23 protein-coding genes, 1 pseudogene and 1 riboswitch are annotated in these 21,415 nt (G+C 74.6%); of the genes and pseudogenes, 18 read left to right on the forward strand and 6 right to left on the reverse strand.

What is annotated here, in order from left to right; genetic code table 11:
• Window positions 1-97 precede the first annotated feature (97 nt).
• From rpsO to ACYVQV_RS07610, 9 genes and pseudogenes are all read left to right on the forward strand, one after another.
• Window positions 98-367 carry a 30S ribosomal protein S15 gene (gene rpsO, locus ACYVQV_RS07570; RefSeq protein ID WP_461022668.1) on the forward strand — a complete coding sequence of 90 codons (270 nt, stop codon included), beginning with the start codon at window positions 98-100 and terminating at the stop codon, window positions 365-367.
• A 242-nt stretch (window positions 368-609) separates the two neighbouring features.
• Window positions 610-2,850: a polyribonucleotide nucleotidyltransferase gene (locus ACYVQV_RS07575; RefSeq protein WP_461022669.1), complete on the forward strand. Its 2,241-nt coding sequence runs from the start codon at window positions 610-612 to the stop codon at window positions 2,848-2,850.
• A gap of 1 nt (window position 2,851) precedes the next feature.
• On the forward strand, window positions 2,852-4,198 hold the full coding sequence (locus tag ACYVQV_RS07580; RefSeq protein WP_461022670.1) for a M16 family metallopeptidase: 1,347 nt from the start codon (window positions 2,852-2,854) through the stop codon (window positions 4,196-4,198).
• A gap of 174 nt (window positions 4,199-4,372) precedes the next feature.
• Window positions 4,373-4,499, forward strand: a riboswitch (FMN riboswitch).
• Window positions 4,500-4,670: 171 nt separating this feature from the next.
• Window positions 4,671-5,738 carry a bifunctional diaminohydroxyphosphoribosylaminopyrimidine deaminase/5-amino-6-(5-phosphoribosylamino)uracil reductase RibD gene (gene ribD / locus ACYVQV_RS07585; protein ID WP_461022783.1) on the forward strand — a complete coding sequence of 356 codons (1,068 nt, stop codon included), beginning with the start codon at window positions 4,671-4,673 and terminating at the stop codon, window positions 5,736-5,738.
• A complete protein-coding gene (locus ACYVQV_RS07590) occupies window positions 5,739-6,455 on the forward strand; it encodes a riboflavin synthase (RefSeq protein ID WP_461022671.1) in 717 nt (238 codons plus the stop codon).
• Window positions 6,448-7,767, forward strand: a complete 1,320-nt coding sequence (locus ACYVQV_RS07595; protein ID WP_461022672.1) for a bifunctional 3,4-dihydroxy-2-butanone-4-phosphate synthase/GTP cyclohydrolase II — start codon at window positions 6,448-6,450, stop codon at window positions 7,765-7,767. The genes ACYVQV_RS07590 and ACYVQV_RS07595 overlap by 8 nt, the downstream gene beginning before the upstream one ends.
• A pseudogene (ribH, locus tag ACYVQV_RS07600) lies at window positions 7,764-8,228 on the forward strand (6,7-dimethyl-8-ribityllumazine synthase); the annotation flags it as partial. The gene ACYVQV_RS07595 and the pseudogene ribH, both read left to right, overlap by 4 nt.
• Before the next feature lie 126 nt (window positions 8,229-8,354).
• Complete coding sequence (dapB, locus tag ACYVQV_RS07605) at window positions 8,355-9,104, forward strand: 4-hydroxy-tetrahydrodipicolinate reductase (RefSeq protein WP_461022673.1); 750 nt, start codon at window positions 8,355-8,357, stop codon at window positions 9,102-9,104.
• 7 nt (window positions 9,105-9,111) lie between these two features.
• Complete coding sequence (locus tag ACYVQV_RS07610; protein ID WP_461022674.1) at window positions 9,112-9,573, forward strand: hypothetical protein; 462 nt, start codon at window positions 9,112-9,114, stop codon at window positions 9,571-9,573.
• A gap of 292 nt (window positions 9,574-9,865) precedes the next feature.
• On the opposite strand, the gene ACYVQV_RS07615 is transcribed toward ACYVQV_RS07610, so the two are convergent.
• From ACYVQV_RS07615 to ACYVQV_RS07630, 4 genes are read right to left on the reverse strand one after another with little or no spacing between them, the layout of a single operon-like run.
• Window positions 9,866-11,089: a heparan-alpha-glucosaminide N-acetyltransferase domain-containing protein gene (locus ACYVQV_RS07615; RefSeq protein ID WP_461022675.1), complete on the reverse strand. Its 1,224-nt coding sequence runs from the start codon at window positions 11,087-11,089 to the stop codon at window positions 9,866-9,868.
• Between the two features lies 1 nt (window position 11,090).
• Window positions 11,091-11,396, reverse strand: coding sequence for an AzlD domain-containing protein (locus ACYVQV_RS07620; RefSeq protein WP_461022676.1), 306 nt, complete (start codon window positions 11,394-11,396; stop codon window positions 11,091-11,093).
• A complete protein-coding gene (locus tag ACYVQV_RS07625) occupies window positions 11,393-12,115 on the reverse strand; it encodes an AzlC family ABC transporter permease (RefSeq protein WP_461022677.1) in 723 nt (240 codons plus the stop codon). The genes ACYVQV_RS07620 and ACYVQV_RS07625 overlap by 4 nt, the downstream gene beginning before the upstream one ends.
• Window positions 12,112-12,717 (reverse strand): GNAT family N-acetyltransferase, encoded by a 606-nt coding sequence (locus ACYVQV_RS07630; protein ID WP_461022678.1) that lies wholly within the window; start codon window positions 12,715-12,717, stop codon window positions 12,112-12,114. The genes ACYVQV_RS07625 and ACYVQV_RS07630 overlap by 4 nt, the downstream gene beginning before the upstream one ends.
• A gap of 145 nt (window positions 12,718-12,862) precedes the next feature.
• On the opposite strand from ACYVQV_RS07630, the gene paaA reads away from it, so the two are divergent.
• The 7 genes from paaA to ACYVQV_RS07665 all read left to right on the forward strand — a co-directional run bounded on the left by paaA (window position 12,863) and on the right by ACYVQV_RS07665 (window position 18,166).
• A complete protein-coding gene (gene paaA, locus ACYVQV_RS07635) occupies window positions 12,863-13,942 on the forward strand; it encodes a 1,2-phenylacetyl-CoA epoxidase subunit PaaA (protein WP_461022679.1) in 1,080 nt (359 codons plus the stop codon).
• Window positions 13,939-14,226 (forward strand): 1,2-phenylacetyl-CoA epoxidase subunit PaaB, encoded by a 288-nt coding sequence (paaB, locus tag ACYVQV_RS07640; protein ID WP_461022680.1) that lies wholly within the window; start codon window positions 13,939-13,941, stop codon window positions 14,224-14,226. Before paaA ends, paaB begins: the two co-directional genes overlap by 4 nt.
• Complete coding sequence (gene paaC, locus ACYVQV_RS07645; RefSeq protein WP_461022681.1) at window positions 14,223-15,056, forward strand: 1,2-phenylacetyl-CoA epoxidase subunit PaaC; 834 nt, start codon at window positions 14,223-14,225, stop codon at window positions 15,054-15,056. Before paaB ends, paaC begins: the two co-directional genes overlap by 4 nt.
• 5 nt (window positions 15,057-15,061) lie before the next feature.
• A complete protein-coding gene (gene paaD, locus ACYVQV_RS07650) occupies window positions 15,062-15,586 on the forward strand; it encodes a 1,2-phenylacetyl-CoA epoxidase subunit PaaD (protein ID WP_461022784.1) in 525 nt (174 codons plus the stop codon).
• Window position 15,587: 1 nt separating this feature from the next.
• The gene (gene paaE, locus ACYVQV_RS07655; RefSeq protein WP_461022682.1) at window positions 15,588-16,757 is read left to right on the forward strand and encodes a 1,2-phenylacetyl-CoA epoxidase subunit PaaE; all 1,170 of its coding nucleotides are present in this window, start codon (window positions 15,588-15,590) and stop codon (window positions 16,755-16,757) included.
• A 135-nt stretch (window positions 16,758-16,892) separates the two neighbouring features.
• Window positions 16,893-17,687, forward strand: a complete 795-nt coding sequence (locus ACYVQV_RS07660; RefSeq protein ID WP_461022683.1) for a thymidylate synthase — start codon at window positions 16,893-16,895, stop codon at window positions 17,685-17,687.
• Complete coding sequence (locus tag ACYVQV_RS07665; RefSeq protein ID WP_461022684.1) at window positions 17,684-18,166, forward strand: dihydrofolate reductase; 483 nt, start codon at window positions 17,684-17,686, stop codon at window positions 18,164-18,166. The genes ACYVQV_RS07660 and ACYVQV_RS07665 overlap by 4 nt, the downstream gene beginning before the upstream one ends.
• A gap of 37 nt (window positions 18,167-18,203) precedes the next feature.
• On the opposite strand, the gene ACYVQV_RS07670 is transcribed toward ACYVQV_RS07665, so the two are convergent.
• Both ACYVQV_RS07670 and ACYVQV_RS07675 read right to left on the reverse strand, forming a co-directional pair.
• Window positions 18,204-19,436 carry a type II toxin-antitoxin system HipA family toxin gene (locus ACYVQV_RS07670; RefSeq protein ID WP_461022685.1) on the reverse strand — a complete coding sequence of 411 codons (1,233 nt, stop codon included), beginning with the start codon at window positions 19,434-19,436 and terminating at the stop codon, window positions 18,204-18,206.
• Window positions 19,433-19,735, reverse strand: a complete 303-nt coding sequence (locus ACYVQV_RS07675) for a helix-turn-helix domain-containing protein (protein WP_461022686.1) — start codon at window positions 19,733-19,735, stop codon at window positions 19,433-19,435. The genes ACYVQV_RS07670 and ACYVQV_RS07675 overlap by 4 nt, the downstream gene beginning before the upstream one ends.
• Window positions 19,736-19,958: 223 nt before the next feature.
• Between ACYVQV_RS07675 and ACYVQV_RS07680 the strand changes: the two genes are divergently transcribed.
• Complete coding sequence (locus ACYVQV_RS07680) at window positions 19,959-21,170, forward strand: cytochrome P450 (RefSeq protein WP_461022687.1); 1,212 nt, start codon at window positions 19,959-19,961, stop codon at window positions 21,168-21,170.
• Window positions 21,164-21,400, forward strand: a complete 237-nt coding sequence (locus ACYVQV_RS07685; protein WP_461022688.1) for a ferredoxin — start codon at window positions 21,164-21,166, stop codon at window positions 21,398-21,400. The genes ACYVQV_RS07680 and ACYVQV_RS07685 overlap by 7 nt, the downstream gene beginning before the upstream one ends.
• Window positions 21,401-21,415: the final 15 nt, after the last annotated feature.

Here is a 21,415-nt window from a genome sequence, read left to right on the forward strand (position 1 = left end):
GCTGATAGCCTGGCTGGGCCGTCAGAACGGCCGCGGACCCAGAGTGCCCGGGTGAACCCGCCCCGGAGCGCCGCGCAACGACCCAGAAGGAGACACCGTGCCCCTCGATGCCGCCACCAAGGCGAAGATCATGTCCGAGTACGCGACCCACGAGGGCGACACCGGCTCTCCCGAGGTCCAGGTCGCGATGCTCACGCAGCGGATCAAGGACCTGACCGAGCACCTGCGCGAGCACAAGCACGACCACCACAGCCGGCGCGGCCTGCTGCTGCTGGTCGGCCAGCGTCGCCGCCTGCTGCAGTACCTGACCAAGAAGGACATCAACCGCTACCGGTCGCTCATCGAGCGACTCGGCCTGCGGCGGTGACCCGCGGACGCGGCCCCCTCCCCGTGGAGGGGGCCGCGTCCTGCGTCACGGGCGGCGCGCGCCGCCCGCGGCAGCACGAGAACCACAGCTGAACACGCACCACCCACCAGGAGCGCGGCGGAGTCGGACGCCGGTCCTCGGTAGTGGCCTCCGGAACCCCTCGGGGTGGCCGTGGGCCTCGATCGAAGATCGGAACCACGCCCGGCCCTGCGCCCCGCTCCTCGAGAGAACGGAGGCGACCCGTGGAGGGTCCCGAGATCACCTACGCCGAGACGGTCATCGACAACGGCTCGTTCGGCACGCGCACCGTCCGCTTCGAGACCGGCCGCCTGGCCCGGCAGGCCGCGGGCTCCGTGGCCGCCTACCTCGACGGCGAGACGATGCTGCTGTCGGCCACCACGGCCGGCAAGCACCCCAAGGAGCACTTCGACTTCTTCCCCCTGACGGTGGACGTCGAGGAGCGCATGTACGCCGCGGGCAAGATCCCCGGCTCGTTCTTCCGTCGCGAGGGCCGCCCCTCGACCGACGCGATCCTCACCTGCCGCCTGATCGACCGCCCGCTGCGCCCGTCCTTCGTGTCCGGGCTGCGCAACGAGGTCCAGGTCGTCATCACCGTGATGGCCCTTCACCCCGACGACCCGTACGACGTGCTGGCCATCAACGCCGCGTCCATGTCGACGCAGCTGTCCGGCCTGCCGTTCTCCGGCCCCATCGGCGGCGTCCGCGTCGCCCTCGTCGACGGCCAGTGGATCGCCTTCCCGCGGCACTCCGAGCTCGAGCGCGCCGTGTTCGACATGGTCGTCGCCGGCCGCGTCGTCACGGGTGCCGACGGCCAGCAGGACGTCGCGATCATGATGGTCGAGGCCGAGGCCACCGAGGGCTCCTGGGAGCTCATCCAGTCGGGCGCGCAGAAGCCGACCGAGGAGGTCGTCGCCGCCGGGCTCGAGGCGGCCAAGCCGTTCCTGGCCCAGCTGTGCGCGGCCCAGCAGGAGGTCGCCGACAAGGCCGCCAAGGAGACCGTCGAGTTCCCGCGATTCCTGGACTACCAGGACGACGTGCTCGAGGCCGTCCGCGAGGCGGGCGAGGCCGACGTCCAGCAGGCCATCACCATCGCCGGCAAGCAGGAGCGCGAGGCGCGCCTCGACGAGATCAAGGACGCCGTCAAGGCCAAGCTCGCCGACCGCTTCGAGGGTCGCGACAAGGAGGTCTCCGCGGCGTTCCGCTCGCTGACCAAGTCCTCCGTGCGCCGCCGGATGCTCACCGAGAAGGTGCGCATGGACGGCCGCGGCCTGGCCGACATCCGGACGCTGTCCGCCGAGGTCGAGGTCATCCCGCGCGTGCACGGCTCGGCGCTGTTCGAGCGCGGCGAGACCCAGATCCTGGGTGTCACCACGCTGAACATGCTCCGCATGGAGCAGCAGCTCGACACGCTGTCGCCCGAGACGCGCAAGCGCTACATGCACAACTACAACTTCCCGCCGTACTCCACCGGTGAGACCGGCCGCGTCGGCTCGCCGAAGCGGCGCGAGATCGGCCACGGCGCGCTCGCCGAGCGCGCCCTGATGCCGGTGCTGCCCTCGCGCGAGGAGTTCCCCTACGCGATCCGCCAGGTCTCCGAGGCGCTCGGTTCCAACGGGTCCACCTCGATGGGCTCGGTCTGCGCCTCGACCCTGTCGCTGCTCAACGCCGGCGTGCCGCTGCGCGCCCCGGTTGCGGGGATCGCGATGGGTCTGGTCTCCGACGAGGTGGAGGGCAGGACCGAGTACATCGCCCTGACCGACATCCTCGGCGCCGAGGACGCGTTCGGTGACATGGACTTCAAGGTCGCCGGCACGCGGGAGTTCGTCACCGCCATCCAGCTCGACACCAAGCTCGACGGCATCCCCGCCTCGGTGCTGGCCGGCGCGCTGACCCAGGCCCGTGACGCGCGTCTGCACATCCTCGACGTCATGAACGAGGCGATCGACGCCCCGGACGAGATGTCGCCGCACGCCCCGCGGGTCATCGCGGTGACCGTCCCGGTCGACAAGATCGGCGAGGTCATCGGCCCGAAGGGCAAGATGATCAACCAGATCCAGGACGAGACCGGCGCCCAGATCTCCATCGAGGACGACGGCACGGTCTACATCGGCGCGACGGACGGCCCGTCCGCCGAGGCGGCGCGGTCGATGGTCAACGCCATCGCCAACCCGCAGATGCCCGAGGTCGGCGAGCGCTACGTCGGCACGGTCGTCAAGACCACGACGTTCGGCGCGTTCGTCTCCCTGACGCCGGGCAAGGACGGGCTGCTGCACATCTCGCAGATCCGCAAGATGGTCGGCGGCAAGCGGATCGACAGCGTCGACGACGTCCTCGGCGTCGGCCAGAAGGTCCAGGTCCAGATCGCCGAGATCGACCCGCGCGGCAAGCTGTCGCTCGAGCCGGTGCTGGAGGAGTCCGCCGCGGGCGAGTCCGCGGCCGCCGAGGCCGGGGCCGACGCCTGACGTGACGAGCACCGAGCCGACCAGCGGTCGGACGACCGGCACCGCCGGGCAGACGGACGGCGCCACCGTGCGCCGGACCGTCCTGCCCGGCGGTGTCCGGGTCCTGACCGAGCACATGCCCGGCCTGCGCTCCGCCACCATCGGCGCCTGGGTCGGGGTGGGCTCGAGGGACGAGGCCGACGGCCACCACGGGTCCACGCACTTCCTCGAGCACCTGCTGTTCAAGGGGACGGCGCGCCGGGACGCGATGGAGATCGCCTCGGCGTTCGACGAGGTCGGCGGCGAGGCCAACGCGGCGACCGGCAAGGAGTACACGTGCTACTACGCGCGCGTGCTCGACGCCGACCTGCCGATGGCCGTGGACGTCATCACCGACATGGTCACCTCGGCGGTCCTCGACGAGGACGACGTCGTCAGCGAGCGCGGGGTCATCCTCGAGGAGCTGGCGATGAACGAGGACGACCCGGCCGACGTCGTCCACGAGAAGTTCGCCGAGCTCGTCCTGGGCGACCACCCGCTGGGCCGGCCCATCGGCGGCACGCCGCAGACCATCCGCGACGTGCCGCGGCAGGCGATCTGGGAGCACTACCAGCAGCACTACCGCCCGGAGGGGCTCGTCATCACCGCGGCCGGCGGGGTCGACCACGACGTCCTGTGCGGTCTGGTCACCGACGCGCTGTCCGTGGCCGGCTGGCCGGCGCAGCCCGGACGCGAGCCGCTGCCCATCCGCGTGCACGCCGGGGACAGCGGACCGGTCGCCGGGCCCTCCGGGGGCGGGCTGCGCACCGTCCACCGCACCACGGAGCAGGCCCACGTCATGCTCGGCGGCCTCGGGCTGCTCGCGACCGACGAGCGCCGGTTCACCATGAGCGTGCTCAACGCCGTCCTCGGCGGGGGCATGAGCAGCCGGCTGTTCCAGGAGGTCCGGGAGAAGCGGGGCCTGGCGTACTCGGTCTACTCGTTCGCGGCGGGCTACTCCGACTCCGGGTACTTCGGCCTGTACGCCGGGTGCGCCCCGGCGCGGGTGGCGGAGGTGGTCGACCTGCTCGCCGCGGAGTGGGAGAAGATCGCCGTCGACGGGATCACCGACGTCGAGCTGGCCCGGGGGACCGGCCAGCTCGCCGGCGGCCTCGTGCTCGGCATGGAGGACACCGGCTCGCGGATGTCCCGCCTGGGCAAGGCCGAGCTCGTGTACGGCGAGTTCGTCGACCTCGACGAGGCGCTCCGGCGCATCCGCGCGGTGTCCGCGGACGACGTCCGGGCGCTCGCCGCCGAGCTCGCCTCCCGGCCGCGCTCGCTCGTCGTGGTCGGCCCGTTCACCGAGGACCCGGTCAGCCGCGTGCCGTGACGCGTGCGCCGTCCCGCCGCCCGGGTGCTCCGGGCCGGTGGGACGGCGCCGGCCCGGACCCGGTCACCGCAGAGCCGTTCCGCCGTGCGGCACGTGTGGGCGCCCTCACCGCCCGCGGCGCTGGGCTCGACCCGCGGATCGTGTGATGATGGACCCGCACGTCGACAGACGTGCGCGTGCTCCGGGGTCGGTGCAATTCCGAACCGGCGGTGACAGTCCGCGACCCGACCGCAGCCAGCGGCCGGTTGACCCGGTGGAACTCCGGGACCGACGGTGAGAGTCCGGATGGGAGGAAGCACGCCGCGCTGCCGCACGGGGTCGTCCCCGAGCGCAGGCGCGCAGGCTCTCGCAGCCCACCCCCGGAGTCCGTGACCGGACCGGACCAGGGTGGTGACGAGCGGTGGCAGCAGCCGACGGCCACGGCGTCGACGACTACGACGTCGGGGACTACGACGCGCGCGAGCACGCCGCGATGCGCCGCGCCCTCGAGCTCGCGGCCGACCCCGCGATCCGCCCCGGCGCCAACCCGCGCGTCGGCTGCGTGCTGATCGGGCGCGACGGTGACGTCGTCGCCGAGGGCGTCCACCGCGGAGCCGGGACCCCCCACGCCGAGGTGGACGCCCTGAGCGCAGCCGGGACCGCCGCCCACGGCGCCACCGCCGTGGTCACCCTCGAACCGTGCGACCACACCGGCCGCACCGGCCCGTGCACCCAGGCGCTGCTGCGCGCCGGCGTGGCCAGGGTCGTCTTCGCCCAGACCGACCCCGACCCCGTCGCCGCCGGCGGCGCCGCCACGCTGCGCTCCGCGGGTGTCGACGTCGACGCGGGCCTGCTGGCCGGCGAGGCGGAACGGCTCAACGCCGAGTGGACCCGTGCGACGCGGCTCGGCCGCCCCCACGTGACGTGGAAGTACGCGGCGACGCTGGACGGACGGTCCGCCGCCGCGGACCGCACGAGCCGCTGGATCACCGGCCCCGCCGCCCGGCGCGAGGTGCACGCGCTGCGCGCCGCGGCCGACGCCGTCGTCGTGGGGACCGGCACGGTGCTCGCCGACGACCCGCAGCTCACCGCCCGGGACGACCGCGACCGCCCGCTGCCGGTGGAGCTGCAGCCGCTGCGGGTGGCGGTCGGGGACCGGCCGGTCCCGCCCGGCGCCCGGCTCCGCGACCGCACCGGTCCGTTCGTGCAGCTGCCCGCCGGAGAGCCCGCCCACGTCCTGGCGGACCTGTGGGGCAGGGGCGTGCGCCGGGTGCTGCTGGAGGGCGGTCCCACCCTCGCGGGGGCCTTCGTGCGCGCCGGCGCCGTCGACCGGGTCGTCGGCTACGTCGCCCCGGCGCTGCTCGGGGCCGGGCCCGCGGCGCTCGCGGACGCCGGGGTCACCACGATCGACGAGGCCGTCCGGCTCGACGTCACCGACGTCACCGTCGTGGGCGGTGACGTGCGGGTCACCGCCGTCCCCCTGACACCGCCCGCCGCGCCAGCGGCGGCACCGACCGGCGCGCAGGTCACCGCCGGCGCCACCCCGACCAGGAGGCCGTGAGTGTTCACCGGGATCGTCGAGGAGCTCGGCACCGTCGTGTCCGTCGAGCCCGAGTCCGACAGCGCGCGGCTGACCGTGCGCGGGCCGCTCGTCACCAGCGACGCCACGCACGGCGCGTCGATCGCCGTCAACGGCGTCTGCCTGACCGTCACCGACGCCGAGCCGGCCGACGGGGACGGGACGTTCACGGTCGACGTCATGGCCGAGACGCTGCGCCGCTCGTCCCTCGCCGGGTTGCGTCCCGGTGACCCCGTCAACCTCGAGCGCGCGATGGCGGCCGACGGCCGGTTCGGCGGTCACGTCGTCCAGGGGCACGTCGACGGCGTCGGCCGCGTGGTCGAGCGCGTCCCGGGGGAGCGCTGGCACACCGTGCGGTTCGCCGTCCCGGCCGGCCTGGCCCGCTACCTGGTGGAGAAGGGGTCGGTGACCGTCGACGGCGTGTCCCTGACCGTCGTCCAGGTCAGCCCGCCCGGGGAGGCCGAGCCGTGGTTCACCGTCGGCCTCATCCCGACGACCCTCGCGGCGACGACGCTCGGCACCCGGGGCCCGGGCGACCCCGTCAACCTCGAGGTCGACGTCCTCGCCAAGTACGTCGAGCGCATCTCCGCGTTCACCACCCATCCCGACGCGCGGCCCGGCATCCAGACCGGCGCCCAGCCCGATGCGCAGCGGCCCGCCGCCGACGGGCACCAGCAGGAGGAGGCCCACCGTGGCTGAGCAGCAGCCCATCCGCACCGACGGCGTGCACCGCGCGGTGGCGGAGATCGCCGCCGGCCGGCCGGTCGTCGTCCTCGACGCGGCCGACCGCGAGAACGAGGGCGACCTGGTGATGGCCGCCGAGCTCGTGACGCCGCAGTGGCTGGCGTTCTTCGTCCGGCACGGCAGCGGCTACGTGTGCGTGCCCATGGAGGGTGAGCGCGCCGACGCCCTCGACCTGCCCCTGATGGTCGCCGAGAACGAGGAGTCCATGAGCACCGCGTTCACGGTGACCGTGGACGCGCGCGAGGGCGTCAGCACCGGCATCAGCGCCGCGGACCGCGCCACCACCGTCCGGCTGCTCGCCGACCAGGCGACCGTGGCGACCGACCTGGTCCGGCCCGGGCACGTGCTGCCGCTGCGCGCCCGCGAGGGCGGCGTGCTCGCCCGCCCCGGGCACACCGAGGCCTCGGTGGACCTGTGCCGGATGGCGGGGCTGAGCCCGGTCGGCACGATCGTCGAGCTCGTCGACGACGACGGCAGCATGCGGCGGGCGGAGTCCTGCCGTCGGTTCGCCGACGAGCACGGCCTGGCGGTCGTCACCATCGCCGAGCTCGTCGACCACCTCGGCGGGCACGACGCGCTGGACGCGGTCGCGGCCGACGGTGCTCGTGAGGCGGCCCCGATCGAGGCGGAGCTGCACCGCGGCCCGGTCACCAGACTGCCCACCCGGTTCGGCGAGTTCACCGCCCACGGGTACGTCGACGCCACCGGCACGGAGCACGTCGCGCTCGTCGCCGGGGATGTCGCCGACGCCACCGCCGGCCCGGTCCCCGTCCGCGTGCACAGCGAGTGCCTCACGGGCGACGTCCTCGGCTCCGTGCGCTGCGACTGCGGCCCGCAGCTCGAGTCGGCCCTGGCGGCGATCGGTGCCGCGGGCCGCGGCGTGCTCGTGTACCTGCGCGGCCACGAGGGTCGCGGGATCGGGCTGATGGCCAAGCTGTCGGCGTACCGGCTGCAGGACTCCGGCCGGGACACGGTCGACGCGAACCTCGACCTGGGGCTGCCCGTGGACGCCCGCGACTACGCCGTGGCCGCGCACGTCCTGGCCGACCTCGGTGTGCGCGAGGTGCGCCTGATGACGAACAACCCGGGCAAGGTGCACGGCCTGGCCAGCCTCGGCGTCGACGTGGTGGACCGCGTCGGCGTCCTGCCCGTGCCGCACCCGGAGAACCTGCGGTACCTGCGGACGAAGGCCGAGCGGATGGGCCACCACCTGCCGCACCTGGAGGACGTCGTGGACGAGAGCCGGACCCTGGGAGGGACGCTGTGAGCAAGGTCGGGTCGCCGGACCTGAGGACGCCGCGGGCCGACGGCCTGCGGGTGGCGGTCGTGGCCGCCCAGTGGCACACCACGGTGATGGACGGGCTGCTCGACGGGGCCCGCCGCGCGCTGGCCGACGCCGGGGTGGAGCCGACCGTCGTCCGGGTGCCGGGGTCGTTCGAGCTGCCCGTCGCCGCGGCCCGCCTCGCCGCCACGCACGACGCCGTCGTGGCGCTCGGGGTCGTCGTCCGCGGTGGGACGCCGCACTTCGACTACGTCTGCTCGGCCGCCACGACCGGGCTGACCGAGGTGTCCGTACGGACCGGCGTCCCGGTCGGGTTCGGCGTGCTCACCTGCGACGACGAGGAGCAGGCCCTCGACCGGGCCGGGCTGCCCGGGTCCTCGGAGGACAAGGGCCACGAGGCGGCGCAGGCCGCCGTCCTGACGGCGCTCGCGCTGCGGGACGCCGGTGCGCCGTCGGGCGGGACCCAGCAGGTCGGGTTCGCCCCGGCCGGGTCGGCGCGGGCCGCCGCGTCCGCGGCGGGGGCGCCGGTGCCGGGTACGCCCGGCGAGGGCGCCGCTGGCTAGGGTGCCGACGTGACGACGACGCGGGTGGCGGTGATCGGCGCGGCCGGTCGGATGGGCAGGCAGGCGTGCGAGGCCGTCGAGGCCGCCGACGACCTGGAGCTGGTGGCCCGGCTGGACGCCGGTGACGACCTGCAGGCGCTCGTCGAGGCGGGGGCGCAGGTGGCGGTCGAGTTCACCGTCCCCGACTCGGCGCCGGGCAACGTGGCGTTCTGCGTGGAGCACGGCGTGCACGCCGTCGTCGGCACGACCGGGTGGGACGACGACCGGCTCGGCGACCTGCGGCGACGGCTGTCCGAGGCGCCGGGGGTGGGCGTCCTCGTCGCCCCGAACTTCGCCATCGGCGCGGTGCTGGCGATGCGGTTCGCCGCGGCCGCCGCGCCGTACTTCGAGTCCGTCGAGGTCGTCGAGCTGCACCACCCCGACAAGGTCGACGCGCCGTCCGGGACCGCCCGGCACACCGCCGAGCTGGTGGCGGCGGCCCGGCGCGACGCCGGGCTGGGGCCGTCCCCGGACGCGACGACCACCGCGCTGGACGGCGCCCGCGGCGCGGACGTCGACGGGGTGCGGGTGCACGCGGTGCGCCTGCGCGGGCTCGTCGCCCACGAGGAGGTCCTCCTCGGCGGGGTGGGCGAGCAGCTGACGATCCGCCACGACTCGTTCGACCGGGTGTCGTTCATGACCGGCGTCCTGCTCGGGGTGCGCAAGGTCGGCGAGCACCCCGGCCTGACCGTCGGGCTCGACGGGTACCTGGACCTGTGAGCCGCCGGTGAGGGCGAAGTGGGTGGCGCTGGCGCTGACCGTCGCGTTGCTGGCCTACCTGGTCCTGCTCGGCGCCCGTGGGGTCGTCCTCATCGGTACGGGGGAGTGGACCGCCGTCCTGCTCGGGGTCGGGGTGCTGGTGCTGCCGTTCGTGGCCGCCTGGGGTGCGTGGCGCGAGCTGCGCTTCGGTGCGGCGACGGAGCGCCTGGCCCGTGAGCTCGACGCGCAGGGCGGTCTGCCCGTCGACGACCTGCCCCGCACCCCCGGTGGCCGGGTCGTCCGCGGCGCCGCGGACGCCGCGTTCGAGCGGTACCTGGCCGAGACGCAGGCCGCCCCGCGGGACTGGCGGGCCTGGTTCCGGCTGTCCTGCGCCTACGACGCCGCCGGGGACCGCAAGCGCGCCCGAGCGGCGATGCGGCACGCGCTCGAGCTGCACGGCGGCCCGGGCGCGGGCGACCCCACCGCCTGACCCGCGGGCCCGGCCGCCCCGTCTGCCCGCCCGCTCCTGACCGCACGTTTCCACCAACCTGCGGCCCCACGCCCGCTCCTGACCGCACGTTTCCACCAACCTGCTGACCCACGCCCGCTCCTGACCGCACGTTTCCACCAACCTGCTGCCCCACGCCCGCTCCTGACCGCACGTTTCCACCAACCTGCTGCCCAGGGGCCGCGTTCGACCGCAGGTTGGTGGAAAGGTGCGGGGGCGGGGTGGAGTGAGGGCGGTGGTTCAGGAAGGGCGGTGGTTCAGGAAGGGCGGTGGTTCAGGAGGGGGCGGGGGAGCGTTCGTCGGCAGCGCGGCGGGCGGAGGCGCTGGCCTCGGCGGTGAGGGCCTCCAGGGGGCCGCGGTGGCCGGTGAGCTGCCACAGCGTCCCCACCGCGAGGGCGGTGACCGCGTGGACGGCCCAGACGCCGGTGGTGGCGGTCTCGGCGCTGGGGTCGGCGACGACCCGGGTGACGGCCAGAGCCAGCACGTGCGCCGTGTACAGCGTCAGCGTCATCGCGCCGGCGGAGGCGAGGGGCAGCAGCCCCAGCCGGACCCGGTCACCGGCCGCGGCGAGCAGCAGGCAGCCGCCGACCACGGCGAGGGAGGTCCCGGTCGTGTGCAGCAGGTCCGGCGGCGTGCCGGTGTGCGGGCCGGAGACGGCGAGCCACCACCACGTCGTCGTGGGCGTCGTCCCGTAGGCACCGGTCTGCAGCGCGGTGGCGAGGTCCTGGTAGGCGAGCACCGAGTCGGCGGGGACCGTCAGCCGGTCGAGCCCCCCGGCGGCGTCCAGCAGCAGCGACGACGCGACCTTCGCGGCGGCGGCGAGCAGGAGGCCCCCGAGCAGCAGGGCCGCCGCCGTCGCCGCCCGGCGCAGGGGGAGGCGGGCGACGGCCATCCCGACGAGCAGGTACCCGACCCACTGCAGCACCGGGTAGTACCCGGTGAGCAGCAGGGTCGTCACGAGCTCGGCGGGGTCCGCCAGCGTCAGCCACGACGTGACCGGTCCCGGGCCGGCGGGCAGCGGGTCGCGCAGGGCGTGGGCCACGACGGGCGAGACGACGAGCCAGGTCGCGGCGAGGGGGGCGAGCACCCGCAGCGGCAGCCCGAGGGCCAGGCTGCCCGCGGCGAACAGCAGTGCGTAGTGCACGAGGATGACGGCGACACCGGACTCCAGCATCCCCAGCGTCAGGCCGATGACGGCGATGATCCCCGCCCGGGCCAGCACGCCGCGCCTCGCGCCGGGCACCAGGAGGGTGCTGTCCGGCCCGGCCGAGGACCCGTCGCGGTGACGGCGGGCCCGGGTCGACAGCACCAGCGAGGCGCCGGCGAGGACGGCGAACAGCGCCGACGCGCGCCCCGACGCCACCGTGTACGCCCAGCTGACCGACCCGCCGAGCACGGGCGGCACGATGTGCGTGCCCATCATCCCGAGCAGGGCCAGGCCGCGGGCGACGTCCAGCCCGAGCAGCCGCGTGGGGGCCAGCAGCCGGTCGAAGGCCACGTCAGCCCACCGCCCGCAGCAGCGCCGCGGTGGCGGCGGCGAGGACGACGACGAGGACGAACGGCGCGCGCAGCCAGAGGGCGACGGCAGCCACCCCCAGGGCGGCGACGCGAGCGTCCACGACGACGGCGGCACCGTCGCCGACGGTCTGGACGGCGACGAGGGCCGCGAGCAGCGCCACGGTGACCAGTCCGGCGACGCGGGTGGCGCGCTCACCCTCCAGCAGGCGGTCGGGGACGACGTACCCGGCCGCCTTGAGGACCACGCACGCCGCGCACGCGACCAGGACGGCGACCCAGCCGGTCACGACGCGACCTGCGCGGGCGCGGGGCGCCGGGTCCGCCAGCCGAGCGCGAGGGCCGCGGCGGCCGCGGCGAGCACCGGGAGGCCCGCGGGTGCCACCGGCGTCAGCGCGGTCGCGACGACGACCGCCGCCGCGGCGACCGCCCGGGCCTGACCGTCGCGCAACCGCGGCCACAGCAGCGCCAGGAACGCCGCGGCGGCGGCAGCGTCCAGCCCCCAGGCGCGCGGGTCGCCCAGCGCGTTGCCGAGCAGGGCGCCGGCGAGGGTGGCGAGGTTCCAGAAGGTGAAGACGGCCAGGCCGGTGGCCCAGAACCCGAGCCGCTGCAGCCGGGGGGTGGGCTGCAGGCTCCCGACGGCGGTGGACTCGTCGATCGTCAGCCACGCCGCGGCGAGCCGCCGGGCACCGCGCACGCCGAGGACCCGCGACATCTGCAGCCCGTACAGCCCGTTGCGGGCGCCGAGCAGGGCCGCGGTCGCCGCGGCGGCGGCGCCGGACCCGCCGGCCCCGACGACGCCGACGAAGGCGAACTGCGACCCGCCGGTGAACATCAGCAGGCTCAGGGCGCACGTCTGCAGGACGCTCAAGCCGGCGGCGACGGACAGCGCGCCGAAGGAGACGCCGTAGGCGCCGGTGGCCAGGCCCACGGAGACGGCCTGCCGCAGGGTGGCCGCACGGCCGTGCGCCTCGTCGGGCTCCGTCCGCGCGGGGACGCCGGTGCTCACGTCCCGAGCGACGCCACCAGGCGCACCTCCCGCAGGCGCGCCCCGCCGTCAGCCTGCTCGTCGGCTCCACCGTCAGCGCCGCTCTCGGTTCCACCGTCCGGTGCGTCGTCGGTGGCCAGCTGTCGCCATGCGCCGTCCTCGCCGAACCCGGCGGACCGCAGGAAGGCGCGCCGCGGCTCGTCGGCGACCGGGACCCAGCAGGTCAGGTGGGTGGCGCCGTCCTCGCGCAGCAGGTCGACGCCGGCGGCGAGCAACCGGGAGGCGTGCCCGCGGCGGTGGTGCGTGGGGTCCACGAGCAGCGTGACGACCTCGGCGCCGTCGTCCCCCTCGGGTCCGAACGCCGCGAACCCGACGACCGTTGGCCCCGTGCACGCCACGATGAGGTGGTGCCGGGGCGCGCCGGCCGCGTCGAGGTGCGGTGCCCACGCCCCGGTCATCGCCTCGGGGGTGATCTGCGGCAGCACGCCGGCGGGGACGAGCTCGCGGTACGTCGTCGTCCAGGCTCGCGCGTGCACGCCGCCGATGGCCGGCAGGTCCGCGCGGGTCGCTGGGCGGACGGAGGCGTCCGCGGCGGCGGGGGACAGGACGTCGACGGTCTCCACGCGCCCATCCTCACCCAGGACGGGGCTGCCGTGGGCCGCGGGCCGCAGCCCGGCCCCGAACATGACACCTGAGTGACGTTCTTGCGCGAAGCTGTCACGCGGTGCGAGAGTGGGAGCGCCGACCGTCCGCGTCCGAGGAGGCCCCGTGTACGGCAACGACTTCTCCGCGCCCGGCACCCCCGACGAGCCGCTCAACGCGGCCGAGACCGGTGGTGTCGAGGCGGCCCTGGCCGCACCCGACCGGCGCCGCGAGGTGCTCGACGAGGCGGAGGTCGCCCGTCGCCAGGAGGAGTTCGACGCCCTCGTCGCGGCCGACCAGCGGATCGAGCCGCGGGACTGGATGCCCGAGGGGTACCGCAAGACCCTCGTGCGCCAGATCGCGCAGCACGCGCACTCCGAGATCATCGGCATGCAGCCGGAGGGCAACTGGATCACCCGTGCCCCCAGCCTGCGGCGCAAGGCGATCCTCATCGCCAAGTCCCAGGACGAGGCCGGGCACGGCCTGTACCTGTACTCCGCCGCCGAGACCCTCGGCACGTCCCGCGACGAGATGCTCGACCTGCTGCACGCCGGCCGGCAGAAGTACTCGACGATCTTCAACTACCCGACGCTGACCTGGGCGGACGTCGGCGCGATCGGCTGGCTCGTCGACGGCGCGGCGATCATGAACCAGGTCCCGCTGTGCCGCTGCTCCTACGGCCCGTACGCCCGGGCGATGATCCGCGTCTGCAAGGAGGAGTCCTTCCACCAGCGGCAGGGCTTCGAGATCCTGTGGGTGCTGGCCCGCGGCACCGACGCGCAGAGGGAGATGGCGCAGGACGCCGTCAACCGCTGGTGGTGGCCGTCGCTGATGATGTTCGGCCCGCCGGACGACCAGTCGCCGAACTCTGCGCAGTCGATGGCGTGGGGGATCAAGCGGTTCAGCAACGACGAGCTGCGGCAGCGGTTCGTGGACATGACCGTGCCGCAGGCCAACAAGCTCGGCATCACCCTGCCCGACCCCGACCTGACCTGGGACGAGGAGTCCGGTCACTGGCGGTTCGGCGAGATCGACTGGGACGAGTTCATGCGGGTCCTGTCCGGTGACGGCCCGTGCAACGCCCAGCGGATGGCGCACCGCCGCGCCGCCCACGAGGAGGGGGCGTGGGTGCGCGAGGCCGCGAACGCCTACGCCGACAAGCAGCGCGCCCGGCAGCGGGCGGAGCGAGAGGAGTCCGTCGCGTGAGCGAGCGTCCCTGGCCGCTGTGGGAGGTCTTCGTGCGCGGCAAGCGCGGCCTCAACCACACCCACGTCGGCTCGCTGCACGCGCCCGACGCCCAGCTGGCGCTGCGCAACGCCCGCGACCTCTACACCCGCCGCGGGGAGGGCGTGTCGATCTGGGTGGTGCCCGCCGCGCAGATCACCGCGTCCAGCCCGGACGAGCGGGACTCCTTCTTCGACCCGGCCGCCGACAAGGTGTACCGGCACCCGACGTTCTACGACGTCCCCGAGGACGTGGAGTACCTGTGAGCGAGCAGGCCACGGCCACCACCACCGCCACGGACCTCGAGCCGGACGTCGCGGCCGCGCTGTCGCGGTACTGCCTGGCACTGGGGGACGACGCGCTCGTCCTCGCCCAGCGGCTCGCGGAGTGGCTGAGCCGGGCGCCGCAGATCGAGGAGGACATGGCGCTGGGCAACCTGTCGCTGGACCTGCTCGGCCAGGCACGGGCGCTGCTCACCCACGCCGGGGCGCTGGAGGCGCGGGCGAGCGGCGGGCAGCCGCGGACCGAGGACGACCTGGCGTACCTGCGCGACGAGCGCGCCTTCCGCTGCGTCCACCTCGTCGAGCTGCCGCGCGGCGACTTCGCGCTGACCACCGCCCGCCAGCTCGTGTTCTCCACGTACCAGTGCGCGCTGTACGGGCGGCTGGCCGACAGCGCCGACCCGACGCTGGCCGCCCTGGCGCGCAAGGCCGCCAAGGAGGTCGACTACCACCGCGACCACGCCGAGCAGTGGGTGCTGCGCCTCGGTGACGGCACCGACGAGAGCCACCGTCGGATGCAGGCGGCGCTGGACGCCGTCTGGCCGTACGTCGCCGAGCTGTTCGACGACGACGAGACGCTGGACGACGAACCGGCGCGTGCGCTCGTGGGCGCCGGGTACGCCGTCCGCCCCTCGACGCTGCGCGAGGAGTGCGAGCGGCGCTGGGCGTCCGTCGTGGCCGAGTCCACGTGCACGCTGCCGGAGCCGAGGGGGCGTTCCCGCGGGGGACGGCGGGGCGTGCACACCGAGCACCTCGGGTACCTGCTCGCCGAGATGCAGCACATCGCCCGGTCCCACCCCGGAGCCACGTGGTGACGCCGATGGTGACCCTGCCCGCTCTCGACCTGGACGCCGTCCGGCGTGCCGTCGAGGGCGTCCCGGACCCGGAGGTCCCGGTGCTGACGCTCGGTGACCTCGGGATCGTGCGCGACGTGCGGCTGCGGGACGCCCAGGACCCTCCCGTCGTCGAGGTCGACCTGACGCCGACGTACTCCGGCTGCCCGGCGACCGAGGTGATCGCCGCCGCCGTGCGCCGCGAGGTGGAGCGCCACGGCGCGCGCGCCGACGTCCGGACCGTGCTGGACCCGGCGTGGACGACGGACTGGATGAGCGAGGCGGGACGCCGCAAGCTCGCCGCGTACGGCATCGCCCCGCCGACCGGGCGCGCACCCGCCGGGCCGGTCGCGGTGTCGCTGTCCCGGGGACGGGCCACGACCGGCCTGCCCTGCCCGCGCTGCGCGTCGACCGACACCCGCGAGCTCTCCCGCTTCGGCTCCACCGCGTGCAAGGCGCTGTGGCGCTGCAGCGCGTGCGGGGAGCCCTTCGAGCACTTCAAGGCGATCTGAGATGACGTACTCCTTCGGTGCCGCGCCCGCCCCTGCCCGCGGCGAGGACGACCCCGCCGCCGGCGACGAGCGGTCCGCCCGGCGGGCCCGGGCGACGTTCCACCCGCTGCCGGTGCGGGCGGTCGAGGCGCTCGCGGACGACGCGGTCACCGTGACGTTCGACGTCCCGGCCGAGCTGCGCGCGGCGTACGCGTTCACCGCCGGCCAGCACCTGACGTTCCGGGTCGAGGTCGACGGTCACCCCGTCCGGCGCAGCTACTCGATCTGCGACCCGGCGCCCGGCCCCGACGGTCCGCGGACGCTTCGGGTCGGCGTGAAGCGGCTGTCCGGCGGCGCGTTCTCCGGATGGGTGCACGAGTCGCTGCGGGCCGGGCAGGTCGTCGACGTGATGACGCCGCAGGGGCACTTCGGTGTGGTCCCCGACCCCACCGCCCGGCGCCACCACGTCGCCGTCGCGGCGGGCTCGGGCATCACCCCGGTGCTGTCGATCGTCGCGACCGTCCTGCGGGACGAGCCGCGCAGCGCGGTGACGCTGCTGTACGGCAACCGCCGGACGTCGTCCGTGATGTTCCTCGAGGAGCTCGCGGACCTGAAGAACACCTACCCCGACCGGCTGCAGGTCGTGCACGTCCTGAGCCGGGAGCCGCAGGACGCCGAGCTGCTCACCGGCCGCCTGGAGGCGGAGCGGGTGGAGCGGCTGCTCGACGCCTTCCTGTCCGTCGACGACGTCGACGCGTTCTACCTGTGCGGCCCGTTCGGGATGGTCACCGGCGTCCGCGACCTGCTCGCCCGGCGCGGGGTGCCGGCCGAGCGGGTGCACGCCGAGCTGTTCCACGTCGACGACGCGCCGCCGGTCGAGCGGTCCGCCGCCGAGCGGGAGCGCGACGCCGCCGAGGCCGAGGTCGTCGTCAGCCTCGACGGGCGGACCAGCACGATCCGGATGTCGAGCCGGTCGCAGACGATCCTCGCGGCGACCTTGCAGGTCCGCCCGGACGCACCGTTCTCCTGCACCGGCGGAGTCTGCGGCACCTGCCGGGCGCGGGTCGTGGAGGGCGAGGTGCGGATGGACCGCAACTTCGCCCTGGAGCCCGAGGAGGTCGACAACGGGATCGTGCTGGCGTGCCAGGCGCACCCCGTCACCGACCGCGTCGTCCTCGACTACGACGCCTGACCCGGCAACGCCCCACCCGCCAACACCCCACGCCACCTCGCGTGATCTTGCAGTTCTGCCCGCCCGCGTGCACTTCTGCATGATCACGGCGAGGGGATCCTCGGGACGCCGGGCTGCGGGGCCTACGATCGGCGGGTGCGCCAGTACCACGACCTGCTCCGCCACGTGCTGGAGAACGGCACCCCCAAGTCCGACCGCACCGGCACCGGGACGCTGAGCGTCTTCGGCTACCAGAACCGGTACGACCTGGCCGACGGCTTCCCGCTCGTCACCACGAAGAAGGTGCACGTGCGCTCCGTGGTCGGCGAGCTGATCTGGTTCCTCAAGGGGTCGACGAACATCCGTTGGCTGCAGGAGCGCGGCATCAGCATCTGGGACGAGTGGGCCGACGCCGACGGTGATCTCGGCCCGGTCTACGGGTACCAGTGGCGGTCCTGGCCGACGCCGGACGGCGGCTCGGTGGACCAGATCTCGAAGGTCGTCGAGTCGATCCGCACCAACCCCGACTCGCGGCGGCACCTCGTGACCGCCTGGAACCCCGCCGACGTCGACGACATGGCCCTGCCGCCGTGCCACACGATGTTCCAGTTCTACGTCTCCGACGGCCGGCTGTCGTGCCAGCTGTACCAGCGGTCCGCCGACGTCTTCCTCGGCGTGCCGTTCAACATCGCCTCGTACGCGCTGCTGACGCACATGGTCGCCCAGGTCTGCGACCTGCAGCCGGGCGAGTTCGTGCACACCTTCGGCGACACCCACCTGTACTCCAACCACCTCGACCAGGCCCGCGAGCAGCTCACCCGCGACCCGCGGCCGCTGCCGACGCTGCAGCTCAACCCCGACGTGCGCTCGCTCGACGCGTTCGAGCTCGAGGACGTCGAGGTCCACGGCTACGACCCGCACCCTGCGATCAAGGCGCCCGTGGCCGTATGAGCGTCACCCTGGTGGTGGCCGTGGCGCGGGGCGGCGTCATCGGCCGCGACGGCGGCATCCCCTGGCACCTGCCCGACGACCTCGCCCACTTCAAGGCCGTCACGCTCGGCGGGACCCTGGTGATGGGACGCCGCACGTACGAGTCGATCGGCCGGCCGCTGCCCGGCCGGCGCACCGTCGTCGTCACCCGCTCCGCCGACTGGGCCGCGGACGGCGTGGACGTCGCGCCGTCCGTCGAGCGCGCCGTGGCCGACGCCGTCGCCGCCGGCCAGGACGTCTACGTCGCCGGCGGCGCGCAGGTCTACGCGGACGCGCTGGCGCTCGCCGACCGGGCGGTCGTCAGCGAGGTGGACGCCGAGCCGGACGGCGACACGTTCTGGCCGGGCCTGGACCCGGCGGTGTGGCGCGAGGTGTCGCGGGTGCCGCGCGAGGGGTTCGAGGTGGTCACGTACGAGCGGGTGCCCGCCGGGGACAGGTGACCTGCCGCCGCGTGGCCGCCGCGGACTCCTGACGGACTCAGGAAGCGAGGACGAAGCGGTCCAGAGCGTCCGCGAAGCGGTCACGCTCCGCGGCGGGGATGCCGTTGCGCTCTGCGACGTCCCGCCACCCGGCGACGGCCCTGCGGACCTCGGTCCAGATCTGCTCGGCGCGTTCCGACGTCAGCCGGAACGCGTCGACGACGTCCCGGAGTGCCGCCCGGCACCCGGCCGGGTCGTTCACGAAACCGATCGAGGTGACGCGGCCCCGTGCCGGGTCCGGCTCTGGGTTGACGTCGAAGGCGGGTGACAGCACCCACCCGCCTCTCGCCCGGAGGAACCCGTGGTTGCGCAGGTGGTCGTCGGTGTTGTTGACGGCGACGGAGAAAGCCACACGGCGCCACAGCTGTGACAGGTCCGCACGCACTCGAGCGCCGTGCTCGCCGAGCGCCTCCGCGACTTCGAGGTAGTCCGCCGGGCCGCCGTCCTGGGCGCCCAGCAGCGTCATCGCGCTGACGTACCCGACGCGCGCACCACGGGCTCGGTCGAATCGGTCCAGGAGCAGCACCGAGCGGCCGCCGACATCCACGAGCCGGCGCTCCGGGACGTCGACGCCGCAGGCTGCGGCCAGGTCGAGGGCGGTCTTCTCCCAGGCCATGACGTCCCACTCGTCCGCGTGGTGCGGGAACTTGGCGATCATCAGCCGGCGGCCTGCGCGCACCGACGCCTTGGGTCGCGCCCCACCCAGGGAGCCGGAGCCGGCGTCCAGTAGCACCTGCACAGCGGCCATGTCCTCGCCACCTGCGGCCACCTCGTCCGCGGCGGCCAGGAGCCGTGGCAGCTCGAGGAGCTTGGGGACGTCAGCCTCGTCGGCGAGGTACGGCCCTCCGTCGGCGGTGGTGTACCTCAACGCACCCTGACGGGACAGGTCCGAGACGCCCAGAAGGTAGTCGACCTCGGCGACGGACCGTGGTGTGCCTCCGGCGGCGCGGGCCAGGGCCAGGAGCCGCTTCCGGATGAGGTTGCGCCCCCAGCGGTCCGGAGCCCCGTCCGCGAAGCCTCCGGGCAGGCCCGCGACGTGGTGGCGGCTCGCGTCGAGGGGCAGGTCGGGGCTGATGGGGTAGGCGTCCGGTCGGCGCTGGTAGTCCGTGTCGTAGTCGAAGGTCGTGCTGACCACTCCTCGACGCTCGGTGATGAACGCCCGGCCAGCGCGGACCGTGGCACCGTCGAGCTCGACGTGCACCCCGAGCTGCGCCGGGGCAGGTCGGTTCACCGACGCACCCTCGAGGGCAGCTGGGCGTCGGCGCGGGCTCGACCTAGGTCGGTCTCGTACGGGTCCAAGGCCTCGGTCACGCGGTCCAGCTGGCCCAGGGCCCACAGCACCTTCAGGAAGCTCTCCATCCCCACGCTGACGTCCCCGTGCTCGAGCTTGCGCAAGGTGGGGCGGGAGAGACCAGCGCGCTCCGCGACCTGCTCCGCGGTCAGGTTCTGGAGCTTCCGCCAGGTGGTGAGGTGCTCGCCCAGCTGGTTGGCGGAGTGGCGTACCTTCGCGGGCAGTGCTCGTTGCACCATGACGCCTCCTTAGGGCAGTCCCTTCGACCATTAGAGCAGATAACGGCAATCTCCGCTGCCATCGGACGCAGGCAAGGCGTGATGATTCGCGCCTCTCGTGACGGCAGGGTGGCCCGGACCTGCCCGTGAGCGGACCTGTTGGGCCCGCGCGGCCCGACCTACGCTCGGACGGACGTCGACGCGGACGGGGCCGCCACGCGGCCCACCGACCTGGGGAGCCGGTATGACGCTGCAGGAGCACGACGCACCGATCGACCTGCCGATCGCCACCGACACGTCGCTCTACCACCCCGCACCCGAGTTCGGTGCGCTGCGCGAGGAGCGGCCGGTGGCCCGCGTCCGGTTCCCGGACGGCGCAGAGGCGTACCTGGTCACCCGGTACGAGGACGTGCGCCTCGTGCTCCGCGACCCGCGGTTCAGCCGGGCCGCTGCGGCCGCCGCGCAGGCGTCGCAGGGAGGACTCGCCGGCATCCTGGGCGGGACGATCCTCGGGATGGACCCACCCGAGCACACCCGGTTGCGTCGCCTGGTCGCCGGGGCGTTCACCGCCCGCCGGGTGGAGGCCCTGCGGCCGCGCATCGCCGGTCTCGTGGACGACCTGCTCGACGACCTGCTGCGCCGGGAGCCGCCCGTGGACCTCGTGGAGGCCTTCTCGCTGCCCCTGCCGGTGCAGGTGATCTGCGAGCTCCTCGGTGTGCCGGCGTCCGACCAGCAGCTCTTCCACGGGTGGTCGGACGCGGCGATGGGGGCGTTGGAGAGCGACCCGGAGCGGGCCCGCGAGGCCGTGGTCAGCCTGAGCGCGTACTTCGCCACCCACATCGCCGGGAAGCGCGCCCACCCCGCCGACGACCTGGTGACCGCGCTGATCGCCGCCCGGGACGAGCAGGACAGGCTCACCGAGCAGGAGCTCGTCGTCCTCTGCTTCAGCCTGCTGGTCGCCGGGCACGAGACCACCGCGAACCAGATCACCATGGGTCTGCTGACCCTGCTGCACCACCCGGAGGAGCTCGACCGGCTGCGCGCCGACCCCGACCGGATCCCGGGGGCGGTCGAGGAGCTCATGCGGTTCGTGCAGCTCGGCAGCTCGGTGGCGGCGCTGGCGCGGGTGACGACCGAGGACGTCGAGCTCGGCGGGATCGTCGTCCCCGCCGGGGCGATGGTGCTGCCCGCCGCTGCCGTCGGGAACCGCGACCCGCGGGTCTTCGACGACCCCGACCGGCTCGACGTGCACCGCACCGACGTGCCGCACCTGTCGTTCGGTGCGGGCGTGCACCACTGCCTGGGGGCGCAGCTCGCCCGCGCGGAGCTCCAGGAGGCACTCAGAGGTCTGGTGACCCGGCTGCCCGGCCTGCGGCTCGCCGTCCCCGAGTCCGAGCTGGTGTTCAAGCCCGGGATGGTCGTGCGCAGCCTGCAGACGATGCCGGTGACGTGGTGACGGCGCCCGTGGGCGGCGCGTGGCGGGCGGAGGTCGGGCCGGAGTGCATCGGCTCGGGCAGCTGCGTGGCGCTGGCGCCGCACCGGTTCCAGCCCGCCGAGGGGAACCGCTCACGCGCGGTCGAGGGGACGTTCGCCCCCGACGAGTCCGTCCTGGACGCCGCCGCCTCCTGCCCGGCCGAGGCGATCACGGTGACGGACGTCGAGACCGGGCAGGTCGTGGAACCCTGACCGTGCCGCACGGGG

The sequence above is a fragment of the Thalassiella azotivora genome (genome assembly GCF_054781695.1).